13 protein-coding genes are annotated in these 12,488 nt (G+C 49.6%); 2 read left to right on the top strand and 11 right to left on the bottom strand.

Going from position 1 to position 12,488, the window contains the following annotated elements; translation table 11 throughout:
- Positions 1-102: 102 nt before the first annotated feature.
- On the bottom strand, positions 103-693 hold the full coding sequence (locus MHI45_RS22405; RefSeq protein WP_341119449.1) for a TetR/AcrR family transcriptional regulator: 591 nt from the start codon (positions 691-693) through the stop codon (positions 103-105).
- Between the two features lie 149 nt (positions 694-842).
- Here MHI45_RS22405 and MHI45_RS22400 point away from each other — a divergent pair, with 149 nt between their 5' ends.
- The gene (locus MHI45_RS22400) at positions 843-1,787 is read left to right on the top strand and encodes a ketopantoate reductase family protein (protein ID WP_038585742.1); all 945 of its coding nucleotides are present in this window, start codon (positions 843-845) and stop codon (positions 1,785-1,787) included.
- Between the two features lie 49 nt (positions 1,788-1,836).
- Here the strand turns inward: MHI45_RS22400 and MHI45_RS22395 are convergent, their stop codons facing one another.
- The 5 genes from MHI45_RS22395 to MHI45_RS22375 all read right to left on the bottom strand — a co-directional run bounded on the left by MHI45_RS22395 (position 1,837) and on the right by MHI45_RS22375 (position 6,057).
- The gene (locus MHI45_RS22395) at positions 1,837-2,085 is read right to left on the bottom strand and encodes an amidohydrolase family protein (RefSeq protein ID WP_076110188.1); all 249 of its coding nucleotides are present in this window, start codon (positions 2,083-2,085) and stop codon (positions 1,837-1,839) included.
- A gap of 109 nt (positions 2,086-2,194) precedes the next feature.
- Complete coding sequence (gene rlmD, locus MHI45_RS22390; RefSeq protein WP_341119446.1) at positions 2,195-3,766, bottom strand: 23S rRNA (uracil(1939)-C(5))-methyltransferase RlmD; 1,572 nt, start codon at positions 3,764-3,766, stop codon at positions 2,195-2,197.
- 93 nt (positions 3,767-3,859) lie between these two features.
- The gene (locus MHI45_RS22385) at positions 3,860-4,753 is read right to left on the bottom strand and encodes a diacylglycerol kinase (protein ID WP_038585736.1); all 894 of its coding nucleotides are present in this window, start codon (positions 4,751-4,753) and stop codon (positions 3,860-3,862) included.
- Positions 4,754-4,992: 239 nt separating this feature from the next.
- Positions 4,993-5,766 (bottom strand): sirohydrochlorin chelatase, encoded by a 774-nt coding sequence (locus MHI45_RS22380; RefSeq protein ID WP_076110187.1) that lies wholly within the window; start codon positions 5,764-5,766, stop codon positions 4,993-4,995.
- Positions 5,767-6,057, bottom strand: a complete 291-nt coding sequence (locus MHI45_RS22375; RefSeq protein WP_019913624.1) for a YerC/YecD family TrpR-related protein — start codon at positions 6,055-6,057, stop codon at positions 5,767-5,769.
- A 427-nt stretch (positions 6,058-6,484) separates the two neighbouring features.
- Between MHI45_RS22375 and MHI45_RS22370 the strand changes: the two genes are divergently transcribed.
- Positions 6,485-7,030, top strand: a complete 546-nt coding sequence (locus MHI45_RS22370; RefSeq protein ID WP_076110186.1) for a hypothetical protein — start codon at positions 6,485-6,487, stop codon at positions 7,028-7,030.
- Between the two features lie 21 nt (positions 7,031-7,051).
- Here the strand turns inward: MHI45_RS22370 and corA are convergent, their stop codons facing one another.
- The 5 genes from corA to MHI45_RS22345 all read right to left on the bottom strand — a co-directional run bounded on the left by corA (position 7,052) and on the right by MHI45_RS22345 (position 12,450).
- Entirely contained in the window at positions 7,052-8,011 is a 960-nt protein-coding gene (gene corA / locus MHI45_RS22365) for a magnesium/cobalt transporter CorA (protein WP_076110185.1), read from the bottom strand.
- Between the two features lie 191 nt (positions 8,012-8,202).
- Positions 8,203-9,105 carry a response regulator gene (locus MHI45_RS22360; RefSeq protein WP_038585726.1) on the bottom strand — a complete coding sequence of 301 codons (903 nt, stop codon included), beginning with the start codon at positions 9,103-9,105 and terminating at the stop codon, positions 8,203-8,205.
- A 3-nt stretch (positions 9,106-9,108) separates the two neighbouring features.
- Positions 9,109-10,404, bottom strand: coding sequence for an ATP-binding protein (locus tag MHI45_RS22355; protein WP_076110184.1), 1,296 nt, complete (start codon positions 10,402-10,404; stop codon positions 9,109-9,111).
- Positions 10,405-10,491: 87 nt separating this feature from the next.
- Positions 10,492-11,142, bottom strand: coding sequence for an amino acid ABC transporter permease (locus MHI45_RS22350; RefSeq protein WP_038585720.1), 651 nt, complete (start codon positions 11,140-11,142; stop codon positions 10,492-10,494).
- A 657-nt stretch (positions 11,143-11,799) separates the two neighbouring features.
- On the bottom strand, positions 11,800-12,450 hold the full coding sequence (locus MHI45_RS22345) for an amino acid ABC transporter permease (protein ID WP_076110183.1): 651 nt from the start codon (positions 12,448-12,450) through the stop codon (positions 11,800-11,802).
- Positions 12,451-12,488: the final 38 nt, after the last annotated feature.

Genomic DNA, 12,488 nt, shown 5'->3' with positions numbered 1-12,488 from the left:
CAAGGCCGCATTGCCCTGTATATCAAGAATGCGCCAATGATACCCGCCAAATGGCAAGATGAGCCGATATTAAAGTCCCTCATTCTCTTTCTCCTCGTCCCCTTACTTTTTATTCGAATCAGGGCGCCGCGGATTGACCATGCCAAAGATATGATACGGTGTTATCCCATTTGCAAATAGGCTGTCTACCAACTTGACCAATTCTTCCGACGATAGATCTTTGCCGTTGCGTATCCAAAGGCGAAACATAGATATTAATGTTGATATGTAAAACTCAATTATGTATGGTGCTAAAACATCATTTGTTGGAAAGTCCACAATCAATCTCTCAAAGGGAATTTCTCTTTTCAGGCGTTCAACAAAATGAACAGAACCATAGTCGCCCAAGAGGGCTTTAAGAACTGAAATTTCCTCTGCATTTTCCAAGCATTGAAGTGCATCTTGAAAAGTATGTGTAGAAAACTCTCTGCTTGCCATTTCCTCGTTAATGGTTTTAAAGACACGCTCTTCAACGCAGTCCAACAACTCATAGATATCCGTAAAGTATTGATAAAATGTACTGCGATTATATCCTGATTGGTTAGCAATCTCTTGAATGGAAATTTTTTCAATTGGTTTTTGGCTATATAAATCACAGAATACATTTATAAATGTTTGCCTAGTTTTGTCCGTAATTTCAGGTTGCTTATTCATTATTTGCCTCCATTTTCTGTTCAATCGATTATACGACAGATAATAAAAATCTGATGGTTGATGACCGTATAGTGAATCTATACAATAACATTATACAACACGTTGTTTGATCATCAACAAGGATTAATATATATTTTTAGGAGGCTAATATGAGAATTTTATTCTTCGGTAGAGGTGTAATATCGACCCAATATGCTTGGGCTTTTGAAAAGGCAGGGCATACAGTTGAGTTTTACGTTAGAAAAGGGAGAAAAGAAACCTTCGGAAGCAACATAGAGCTTGAAATGTGGGACGCACGAAGAGGGAAACAGCTAATAAAAGAAAGCTGGAACGTCAAACTGCATGAGGAGATGAGCCCAAATTATGATCTCATTATTGTGAGTGTCAACACGGAACAACTTCCAGAAGCAGCACAATTACTATCGACTGCTGCTGGAAACACCCCTGTCCTAATATTCAATAACGTTTGGCAAGATTTGAAATCATCGATCTCACCATTGTCTATGAACAATGTTGTCTTTGGGTTCCCAGGAGGAGGAGGAGGCATCGCGGACAATAGGCTTAGAGGTGGCTTTTTAAAAATGCTATTTCTGGAAAAACCACGGGTAGGCACTGAACATATTAACAACAAGGTCAAAGAACTATTTGAAAGTGCCCATTTTAAAATTAGTTGGATAAAGGATATGCAAAACTGGCTATGGAATCACTTTGCCATGAATGCGGCTATAGAGACCGAGGTGTTAAAACTGGGAAGTTTTCCAGCACTCATGAATCATAGTGACTCATTCGCAAATGTTGGTAAGAATATGAGGGGAATTATCCCTGTACTTAAAGCAAGAGGTGCAAAGATTGATACGATTTCTCTACTGTTAACTAAGATTCCACCGGCACTTCTCGGCACGCTTTTTAACAAGGTTATTTTTGCAAAGGGCAGCTTACCACGACTTTTCATCGAATACAACAATAGTAAAGCAGGTTTTGCGGTACTTGAAGTTGTGAGAGAAGCAAAAAAGTTAGGTATTCCTTTACCACGTCTTACTTTGGCATTTGAAAACACTGAACAACACAAAGCTATTGATAATTCCATATCATAAAAATTTCCAGGATTCTCTGTCATCATGCGGATAATTTTGGCCTTAGATTCTATTTTGCTCCAAGCCTTTCCTTCATTGAGCTTAGCTTTTGATTATCGTGGTAAGCACCTGCCCGTATCACAGCGTTAATACCATAAAGATTTTGTACGCTTTCTATGGGGTTGGCGTCCAGAAGGACCAAATCGGTGTTTTTGCCGATATCCACGGTCCCCATATCATTCATCCGGTCCAGAAATCCAGCCCCGTTCAGGGTTGTCATCTGAAGAACATGAAGCGGCGGGATACCGGCCTTCTCCAACTCGTCTTCGATATCTTAATTTATTTGTAGAATCCGATTGTTCTTCTAAAGAGTAAGCCAAAATTTGTGATACATTAGGACTCATTCAGGTAAATGTGGCTCCAAATCACTACTCCCTCACCAACAACACACAGCATTCCACATGCACCGTATGCGGGAACATATCCACCGGAGTTACCTCCACTGTTCTGTACCCGCCATCCTCCAATATCCGCAAATCCCTCGCCAGTGTCGATGGATTACAAGATACATACACCACCCGCTCCGGCTTCATCGCCAGAATCGTATCCAACAGGCGCGGGTCGCAGCCTTTACGCGGCGGATCAACGACGATGACGTCCGGCGTGACGCCCTGCTCTTTCCAGTTCGGGATCACGTCCTCTGAGGCACCTACCTCGAACACTACGTTGTTCATATTGTTAAGCCGTGCGTTCGCACGCGCGTCCTCAATAGCTTCAGGCACAATCTCTACGCCGTACACCTTAGACGCGTGCTGCGCCAGGAACAACGAGATTGTCCCGATGCCGCAATAGGCATCGATTACAGTCTCCTTGCCTGTCAGACCGGCATATTCTACGGTTTTACTGTACAGTACCTCAGTCTGTGACGGATTCACCTGATAGAACGAACGGGCGGAGATGGCGAACTGCACATCGCCGATGTAATCGTAGATGACGTCGGTGCCCCATAAGACACGGGTCTCATCTCCGAAAATGACATTTGTCTTCTGCGTATTGATGTTCTGGCAGATGCTTGCCACATCCGGCAGCTGTTCGCGGATGCTGCCGAGCCAGGCGTCAAGATGCGGGATGTCGCGGCCGTTCGTGACCAGTACCAGCATCATCTGCCCGGTGCGGAAGGCTTTCTTCACAACGACGTGGCGCAGCAGGCCGCGTCCGGTCTCTTCGTTGTAGGCGGAGATGCCTAGCTCTCTGCCTATGCGTTTCACTGCGGCAACGACGTCGTCGTTATGCTCATGCTGGATCAGACAGGTCTCCATGTCTACGATCCGGTGGCTGCCGCGGGCATAGAAGCCGCCGACAAGGCCGCCTTCGGTGACGCCGATCGGTACCTGGGCCTTGTTGCGGTAGCGCCAAGGCTCGTCCATGCCCAAGGTTGGCCGGACGATAATACCGTCAGCCTGGCCACCCGCAGCACCTGCACTGGCCACACTCCCGCCCTCAGCTGCCGCACTTTCTGCCCCGGCAGTCAGATCCCCCGGTTCAACGGCCTCCTTTGCACCAGCGTTCCCAGCAGCTGCGCCTCTGCCCGGCGCACCCGCCACCTGCAGCTTCCCGATCCGCTGCAGGTTGTCCACCACCAGCTGGCGTTTCCACGCCAGCTGGGCGGTGTAATCCATATGCTGCAGCTGACAGCCGCCGCATTGGTCATAGATGGCGCAGGGCGGCGCGATGCGGTCGCTGCTGGCCTGCACAAGCTCCAGAAGCTTGGCGTAGCCATACTGCTTCTTCGTCTTAAGCACCTTCGCCCGGACCTTCTCACCGGGGAGAGCGCCCTGCACAAATAGGGTAAAGCCCTCTACGCGGCCTACCCCTTCGCCTTCATGGGTCATGCCGATGATATCGAGCATAACCTCGTCATTCTTATTCACTGGCAGTCCGGCGACAGGCGCCGTGCCTTCCCGGCGGCTTGCGCTACGTCCACTGCGGTGTTTACTCATATCTATAGGTTCACTTCTTTCATTATCTTCGCTTTTGCAATAAAAGTGCAGGCCAGCCTTACAGCCACCTGCACTTCCCTTCATTTAACTGCCTCAAGGCTTCTGCGCAAAAATCCGCAAATGCTGCGGCAGGATCTGGAATTTACCTGGCAGCGTACCGCCGAGTTCACCATCCAGATTAAGCTGGACATACCCCGGGGAAGTGACTTCCATGGCATCGGTACGGAAATAAACGACCTTCTTATCCTGCAAATGCTCACCGCGGATCGCCAAAGTCACGAGACGGATGAACTCTGCAAGGTTGCATTTCTTAACAGCAATGACGTCGAACAGTCCATCGTCAATGCTTGCATCCGGGGCAAGCTTCTCAAAGCCGCCTACCGAATTGGTGTTGGCGATCAGGAACAGCATGAATTCGTCATGAATCAGCTCCTGGCCATTGGCACGGATGTATAGCTCCTGCGGAGAGAGACTGGCCATTTTCTCAATACCCTTCAGGTAATAAGCAAGCTGGCCCATCATCGTCTTAAGTCTGCTTGGAACCTCGTATGTCAGCTCGGTCAGGCTGCCGCCGCCGGCTATATTAATGAAGTAACGGTCATTGGCTTTGCCGAGGTCAATCAGGCGCGACTCCTGGCGAAGAATCAGATCACAGGAATCCTCCCAGTTCTTCGGAATACCCATAGCCCGGGCAAAATCATTGGTTGTACCCAGCGGCAGTACGCCAAGCGGGGGAAGATTCGGTCTCTCCGCCATGCCGTTGATTACCTCATTTAATGTGCCGTCGCCGCCGGCCGCTATGATCAGATCATAAGTTCCGCGTTCGACCGCATCAATTGTGGCTGCCGTAGCATCGCCCTCACCGGTTGTTGCGTGACATGAGGTTTCGATGCCGCCAATATCCAGCCGGTCCAAAATGTCGGCGAGCCGCTTTTTCATTTCTTCCCGTCCAGAAGTCGGATTATAAATCAGTCTCGCAGTTTTCATTACCGGAACGCCACCTGTTTTTATAATAGATAACCTTACTGATTATACCCAATTCTGCACCCCACAAGCAATGCCAGAGCCTGAGGAAGAATATATTTTACTTATTGCGATGACATCAAATCAGCAGCAGCAGCAGAAAAGTATAAATATATGTATGCGGCAGCCACCGAAAAAAACACAATAGAAACGCGATCTTTTCAAAGTTAGCGGCTTTAGCGGCTACATCAGTCCGATGATATTTATACCTGCGCCCGCAGCTTCACGAGCATCGTATTTACCTGCTCTTCGATCCAGTGCGGCAGCAGCGGATGAGGCAGCAGTGTCCGTCCTGAATAAGCATACTTTAATCCCTGAAGTCTCTCCGGAATGACTACCTTGGTGAAATAGCCTTCACTTAAAAAGAGCGGAGCCACCAGTACATCATAGCCCTGCTCCTGCCAATATACCGTCCGGCTTCTGATACTGTCCGGGTTCAGCAGGCCGTAATCGGCCGCCGCCACTCCGCTCACAGTGCGCACACGTTCCGCCAGTGAGGAAATGCCCTGCTCCCAGCGCTGGCGGAAGCCGTCATGCTTGCTGCCGTGTCCCACGAGCAGAATCGTCTCCCGCTGCGGATTAGCGGACAGCTCACGGACCTTGTCCCAGATCATGACCGCAATATCCGGATCATCATCGACGGGGTAGCCGAAATGGATACGCGCATTAACCGTAAAGCGTTCAAGATCCGTTTCACGTTCAGGGGCAGCTTTGGCGCCGAGCGCATACTCTATTTCATCAATATGCGTACTTCCCGAAGACACAAACAAGGGGATCACAATAATATCTGTGACCCCTGCATGTTCCAATTCATTTATACCATCCTGTATCAGACAGCCCTCTACCAGCTCCAAAAAAGAAACCGCCACAGGCAGCTCCTTCTCCAGTGATAAATGGCCGACAGCTTCTTCAACAATAGAAACCCATGTCTTGTCCCGTGAGCCGTGACTAATAATGAGTACGCCCGGCTTCATCAATTATCGTCCCAGACGTTCCAGTGTAAGCTTATACCCGTCATTGCCGTAATTCAGGCAGCGTTTCACACGGGAAATAGTCGCTGTGCTTGCGCCAGTCTCTGCTTCAATCTGATTATAAGTAGAGCCTTTACCCAGCATCCGCGCAACTTCCAGACGCTGTGAGAGCGATTGGATTTCGTTTACTGTGCAAAGATCATCAAAGAAAACATAACATTCTTCCATATTTTTCAATGTTAAAATAGCCTCAAATAATTGGTCAATACTTTTATCGTTTAGCTTCTTAAGCTGCATCGTAGATCATCCCCTAAAAGTTTGGTCAGCATTAGCATCATTGAATAAGCATCGTACAAAACTGACATTAAATACATAATTTAATATGACTATCTTGCCTCTACTATATTGTACTGGAGCAGTTTTTTCAAGCATTAACGGTTTCACGCTGTAAAGAACGAAAATCATGGACAAACGTCCACCCCAGGCGCACACAATTTATGTATTCGACAGTCTTCATTCAAAATCCTTATAGGATTACCGCCTTAATTATAGTACTACATAAGCACCGAAAATCAAGCATAGACACGGTTTCTTCACTTCCCGTCCCTCCTTGTAGGCATTCGCCCTTTTCCGCTACTATCCCGGTAACCCGGGCATTCGTCTATACCTTATGTTCGCCCATGACATACAGTATAGCAAACCACTAACGAAGGATTGTGATGTTATGCCTCATCATTACTATAATCATTCCCGCCGGGATGGGCGTTCGCTGGCCGGGCCGTACACGTCTTCCCCCTATCCCGGTATCACTTCATATGCGCCGCCTGTTCCCGTGGAAACCGGATTGCTTCCTGCCCTTGGAGCGGAAGCTGCCGAAACAGCGCTGGCCCTGCCTGCCGCTGAAGCCGCCACCGCCAAAGCAGGCGGATTGCTGGGCAGTCTCGGCGGACTCGGCAATCTCGCGAATATGGAGCAGATCAAAGGTATCGTCGACCGGCTGGGCGGAATTGACGGCATCGTGAGCTCCATGGGCAAGGTGCAGAAGGTGATGCAGGGTTTTCAGCAAATGGCCCCTATGGTTAAGCTCGTAATGGGAAGCTTCGGAAAAGGCAAAAAAAGCGGGGCAGGCGCGCTCGCAGCGGAAGAGGATGCCGCTCTGTACAGCCCCAAACGGCGTAAAAAAAGACGCTCCGCTCCGAAGCGCCGCAATTCCCCGCCCAAGAACCGTAAAAAAACGGCTCCTGCCTCCAGTAAACGCCGCCGCACTTAAGCGGTGGCGTTTACGCTTCCTTTACTTAAACCATCCGCTCCGCCGGAACCATCTGAACATCCCCACTCCGAGCAACAGCATTAGCAGCAGTACCAAGGGATAACCGTACGTCCAGTGGAGCTCCGGCATCATCTGGAAGTTCATCCCGTATATCCCGGCAATCAGGGTCAGCGGCATGAATACAGTAGTAATTACCGTGAGGGTCTTCATGATGGAATTCATCCGGTTGGAGTTAAGCGAAATATAGCTGTCGCGCAGATCAGCGGTCATTTCCCGGTCCACCTCGATCATATCGGTCAGCTTCAACAGATGATCATAGATATCGCCAAAATAAATCCGTTCCTCTCCATTGCTCTGCACATGCTGCGAATTGAGGATCCGGTACATCAGGTCGCGCATCGGCACAATCGTCCGGCGCAGCTTAAGCAGCCGTCCGCGCACATTGAAGACCTGGCTCATAAGCTCTTCCACTGACTCGCTGCCGCCGCTGCTTTCCAGATCGGCCAATTCATCTTCAAGGCTGTACAGGCTAGGAAAATACTTATCGACCAGCTTGTCCATTACGGTGTAGGCTGCCGCAATTGGACCGCCCGACCAGCCTTTGCGGCTGTGAATCTCCGATTGCACCGAAGCCCAGGCCTCATCCATCTCCGACTTCTCCTGATGGTGATAGGACACGAGAAAGTTTTTACTCAGAAACAGGTCGACCTCTTCCGCCTCCAGCGTGCGCTCATTGAGCGCATGCAGCACAAAAAACTGCACATCCTCGTAATAATCCAGCTTCGGCCGCTGCAAGATATGCATACAATCCTCAATTGCCAAGGGATGAAAATGAAAATAGGTGTCCAGCAGCAGGGACTCCTCCGCCGTAGGCATAGCAAAATCCGCCCAAATCCAGGCATAATCAGCAATCACTATATTTTGCAGTGCCAGCCCTGTCAGCACTTCACCCTGATGTGTTATCACTAATGTACGTATCATAATGAATCCTCCGTTTGTTCCTACTTACGCCTTTCAGCAGCTTCATGTTACCATTGTACCGCATGAGGCATCCCCAGCCCAAATGTTGATGTGAAGCCTACCCTGCTTACATCTCTGCGCAAAAAAATAACCACCAGCCTGCTGTTCAGCAGTTCCGGAGGTCCCATGATCCCTACATCTATAGTTGCACCTTAGCGGCCCAGGCCGTCCAGCAGTTCCAGATGCAGCACTTGCAGAAATTTCTTGATATTCACCTTAACCTTGCCGGAATCCCGGCCCTGCTCGATCTCCCTCATCTTCAGCCGCACCTCCTCAAAATCAAAATAAAGCGGCGCGTAATATTCGAACTTGGGATTCCCGTAATCCGTCAGTCCAATGGAGGCCAGATTCGTCAGTCCGGCAGACAACGCGCGGCGCAGTCGCTGTTCAATCGCTTTCACCTCTTTCGCTGCTTCGGCGGGAACGGTTTTATAGCTGGCTGCAGCCATTTCGTAGAGTTCCTTAAGCGGTGGCAGACTTCCGCGGTTACTGTGCGTTGCGGCCAGCTCCATCATCGTGATAATATCGCGGCTTCCGCTTTCGGACACCATGCCCATATTCATCAGAATCGGCTGAATGATCTCCCGTACGGAACGTTTACTGATCTGCACCGGCGGCAGTCCGAACTGCAGTCCCTCCAGCTTGCTGAGGCTAGATTTGATCTCATCCAGGTAGCGGTTAATCGCATAACGCTCGTTCACCTTATACAGCACGGCCTCCACTTCGATCTTATTGATCGGTTTGCGGATGAAGAACTCGATTCCGCTGCGGTAAGCGCGGCCTACCATGTCACTGTTTTCAATTTGCGAGATCATTACGAATTTGGAGCGGCAGCCCTGGGCTTGCAGCGAGATAATTGTCTCGATCCCATCCTGATCAGGCATGAGCAGATCCATCAGTACGATGTCCGGACATTCACTTAAGATCAGCCGTACCCCGTCCTGCCCGCATTCCGCGGTACCCGCCACTTCGCCAAGCCCGCTATCCTCAATGATATGCTGCAGCATTCTTCTGGCGGCCGCATCATCATCCACTATACAGAAAGAAAGCGGCATCCTTTATTCCTCCTTCCGCAGCTTTGCCGTCGGTAAAATAATCTGAAACATCGCCCCTCCGGTATGGGAGGCCTTATGAACCGTAATCTCGCCCTCAAATGCATCAACAATATCCCGCACATGCGAAAGTCCGATTCCCGTAGCAGCAATACCTTCTTCATCAAATTTCGTTGTGAACCCGGGCTCGAACAGCAGCTCACGATCACGTTCCTTAATTCCGCCGCCGCTGTCAGTTACGGTGAGGATCGTAGACCCGGCTTTCTCATAGATATCTAGGGATACGCTCCCTATTCCTTTTATAACCTCAACCGCATTGGCGGTAAGATTGTTCAGCAGGGTAAGCAGTGGAATGTAGCTTGCGGTGGTATAATCGGAGTCTTGGGGAATATGGGTACTGAAGCTGATACTCTTACCCAGCATTTCGGCGTACTTGGCATTGCTCTTCACGGTAAAACTCAGGATGCCGGATAGACGCATGTCCCCGGTAACCTCGCGCTCCACCAGCTTCACCAGACCGGCCAAAATCCGCTGGGTATCCTTCTTCACCTCATGAATCTGCTGGGTAATATCCAGTACCTGGCGGCTGTATAACTGATGCTCCTCACCGGCCTTAAGATTCCGATATAGGTCATAGCTGCTCAAGGTAACACTCTCCAGTGTTCCAATCGACTTCTTCAGATAAAATACTTCACCGTAGAGGCCCGAGCCGAATCCGAGCATTTGCTCAATCCGCTGCTTCTGTTCTCTTTGCGCGATTCGCAGCTGGCTGACGGAAATACTGCTGTACACACCGGTCGTAAAATACGTGCGGATGACAGCAATAACCATCAGATAAGTCCATTCATTCAGCCGGAAAGAGGCCGAGTCCAGCACAATCAGCCGGGTCAGCAGCTCCATTTCATTCGACACCAGATCAATAAGCGACGCAACACCGCCAAGCACAAGCGGATGGAAGGTATCCAGCCGGCTCTTAAGCAAATGCATCAATATTGCGAAGACAATATAATAGACCATTGCTGAGAAATGGCTGGTTAAACTCTGCACAAAGCTCAGCTCAGCGCCTCCCGCAGCATCCAATCCGGTACGAAACAGCAGCACGACAATGCCTGTGGCAATACCTGTACTAATGTAAGGCAGCCGCCTCATTAAAAGCAAAAACAGCAGAAACGCACTGCTGCCCATTGCAATCCGGAAGATGTCGCCATCAAACGGATTTATTTTGAATTCACCGGCCAATGCCGTCCCGGCGGCTACTATGATAATCTGCGCATATTTGGATTTCAGTATGAAATGTCCCATCGCCCACTGCTCCTGCCAAAGATGTTGACAATTATACTACCATAACCGCCTCTGCTTTCCTACGCTAAAGTACACGATCCCTGTCCGTCAGACCACTTTATTCTCCAATCTTCGCGAGAGGATCGACAGCAGGAAATTGACTGCAAAGTAAATCAGTGCTACGAGCAGCAACGTAGGAATTGCATAGCTGTAGCCGTGCCCGATGACAATCCCGGCGTTATGCATCAGCTCCGGCAAAGAGATCACAACTGCGAGCGAGGTATCTTTTAGCAGTGAGATGAATTGGCTTACCAGAGGCGGAACCATACGCCGCAATCCTTGAGGCAGCACTATATGCCATAAGGTCTGGAAATTGCTGAGTCCGGAGGATCGCGCCGCTTCAATTTGCCCCTTGTCAATCGAGGTTAATCCGCCGCGCACAATCTCAGCAATCATTGCAGCTTCAAATATCGTTAATGCGGCAATAGCCGCCGTGATCAATCCCAGCTTGATCCCCACCTCCGGCAGCGCAAAACGGATGAAGAAAATAATCAGCAGCAGCGGCAGATTACGGATCAGCTCCACCAGTACGAACATTACCGGCGACAATACCGGCACTTCCGAATAACGGATCACTCCCATAATACAGCCAATGACAAAGCTCAGGATGATCGATACAAAAGCCACGATGAGCGTAATATACAGCCCATCCAGCAGAAACTTTAAATTATCAATGGAGTATGCGCCGGTAAAATCCAAAATAGTAACCCTCCTTAGGTGCTTTGCATGGGAAGTGTTGAAATGTTGATATACGGACGGATGATTGTCCGTAGGGTTTGGAGTGGGGAACGTGATGCGGTAGCTGGCTGGAGGCTGGGGCTATGCTGGATGCATGGATTCTAAAGATGCGGGCTTGGAATCGATCCGGTGACGGGTAACTGCGGTGAATGTTGGACCTCCGGCCGCTGTTATGTTTGGATTTCCTGATTTGAACCGCTGGCTGCGGTAGAAATCCAAACATAAAGGCGGACGCTAACGCTCCTCCAGTTCCAAAATTCCCCTCCGTTACTTTCACCTTCTCTATGCCTGCTTATCTTCATCATTATTTATCCGGTATAGCTTAGGCTTCCAGGCGGGCACTACCGCTTCCGCCCCCCACAGCGCCAAACCCTCTCTCCATTCATTCCTTCTTATCAACTGGAATTCAAAGCTTCGCCAAGCAAAGCTAAGATCGCGAGCCATTGATCGAAGGCCTGTTATCCCGGCCTTCTCTCATCGTTACGAACCTTAATACATAAACCGCGAACCTTACAGCCGCTTCACGGACTGTAAAAACTTTAAACCCTAAACCGCAAACCTTACAGCCGCTTCGCGGACTGGTAACAACTAATAATTCACCCCATAAAACATCCTATTCTAGTAATTGCGCTGCAGACGGCGCTCCCATACCCGCACGCCGTAGCTAAGCGGAAGAGTCAATACGAGATAAAACAATGCTACGAAAATGTAGGTATCGAATGTGCGGTATGTTTCAGTTGAAATGCTATCTGCAAAATACATCAAATCAAGACCGGCGACGATGGTCAGCACCGAGGAGTTTTTAATCAGGTTAATAAACTGGTTGCCAAGCGGCGGGATGACCAGCTTAATCGCCTGCGGGAGAATGACATGCAGCATAGTCTGTATGTAGCTGAGTCCGGACGAACGTGCGGCCTCCATTTGCCCTTTGGGAACAGCCAAGATTCCGGCGCGGATCGCCTCGGCGATAAAGGCTGAGGTGTATACGGCCAGGCCGATAGTTCCTGCCTTGAAGCCATCAAGTGTGAATCCCAGTGCAGAAGGACCGTAATAGAAAATATACACCACGAGCAATAGCGGAATATTACGGATAAACTCGACGTAGCCCGTTCCGAACCAGCGCAGCCCCTTCACCGGTGTAATGCGGAAGACGGCAATCACTGTACCCACCAGAAAGCTGCCGAGGAGAGCGAGTACGCTGGAGAGTAAAGTGCCCTTGAAGCCCTCCATATACTGGCCGAAATAATCGGTTAATATCGTAAAATCCATGGATCTCACCTACCCTTGCCTAAAGATGCTTGCTCACT

The sequence above is a fragment of the Paenibacillus sp. FSL H3-0321 genome (assembly GCF_038002865.1).
In the GTDB taxonomy this organism is placed as follows: domain Bacteria; phylum Bacillota; class Bacilli; order Paenibacillales; family Paenibacillaceae; genus Paenibacillus_AQ.
Note: the sequence above shows the minus strand (reverse complement) of the source record. Positions and strands in the feature narration are given on the sequence as shown.